The organism is Methylosinus sp. KRF6 (assembly GCF_018887255.1).
GTDB classification, from domain to species: Bacteria; Pseudomonadota; Alphaproteobacteria; order Rhizobiales; family Beijerinckiaceae; genus Methylosinus; species Methylosinus sporium.
This window is the reverse complement of sequence record NZ_JAHLJF010000049.1, coordinates 1-837: the sequence shown is the minus strand read 5'-3', so window position 1 is coordinate 837 and position 837 is coordinate 1. Positions and strand designations below refer to the sequence as shown.

General features: G+C 58.9%; 1 protein-coding gene. It reads left to right on the top strand.

All coding sequences use genetic code 11. The features are described 5' to 3' along the window. Positions 1–72: 72 nt before the first annotated feature. Positions 73–780: an IS6 family transposase gene (locus KP010_RS22465; RefSeq protein WP_216281950.1), complete on the top strand. Its 708-nt coding sequence runs from the start codon at positions 73–75 to the stop codon at positions 778–780. Positions 781–837 lie beyond the last annotated feature (57 nt).

Below are 837 nucleotides of genomic sequence, written 5' to 3'. Positions count from 1 at the left end.
GGCTCTGGTGCAAACGGCGTGAGCGGGACATAATCCTTCGGAGGGCGGAGCCGAACTCTGGGGTTATGGACGATGCTGAGCGTGGACGATCTTTTCAAAGGACGCCATTTCGACCGCGAAATCATCGTTCTCTGCGTGCGCTGGTATCTGCGATACAAGCTCAGCTTCCGAGATCTCGTGGAAATGATGACGGAGCGCGGTTTGTCGTTGGCCCATACGACCATCATGCGCTGGGTTCAGCGCTACGTTCCGGAGTTCGAAAAGCGGTGGAACCGTTTCGCGCGCCGGGCTGGCGGATCGTGGCGCGTCGATGAGACCTACGTCAAGATCAAGGGTCGCTGGGTCTATCTCTACCGCGCCGTCGACAAGGCAGGAAAGACCGTAGACTTTTTGCTGCGCGCGAAGCGAGATGTCGCCGCCGCCAAAGCGTTTTTCCGTCGTGCGTTCGCGCGTCACGGACGGCCGCCGCGCAAAATCACGCTCGACGGCTATCAGGCGTCACATCGGGCGGCGCGCGAACTTCTCGCGCAGCATCGAGGCGGCGCACGGACTCGCATTCGATCATCGAAATACCTGAATAACCTCATTGAACAGGATCACCGATCTATCAAGCTTCGTTTGGGTCCTATGCTCGGGTTCAAGCGATTCCGAAACGCGGCGATCACCATCGCCGGCATCGAACTCATGCATCGCATCAGGAAGGGGCAATTCGCACTGAGCAGATTTAGAGCCGCCGGGACGACTGCGCCCGAAATCTGGAGTGCGATGCTCGCCGCCTGATCCTAACGAACTGCCGGACCCCATCGCATAGCTATCGGCAAAAATTGCACCGCAACC

Coding starts and splice junctions, on each gene's coding strand:
- KP010_RS22465 (WP_216281950.1), top strand. CDS start 73: ATGCTGAGCGTGGACGATCTTTTCAAAGGACGCCATTTCGACCGCGAA.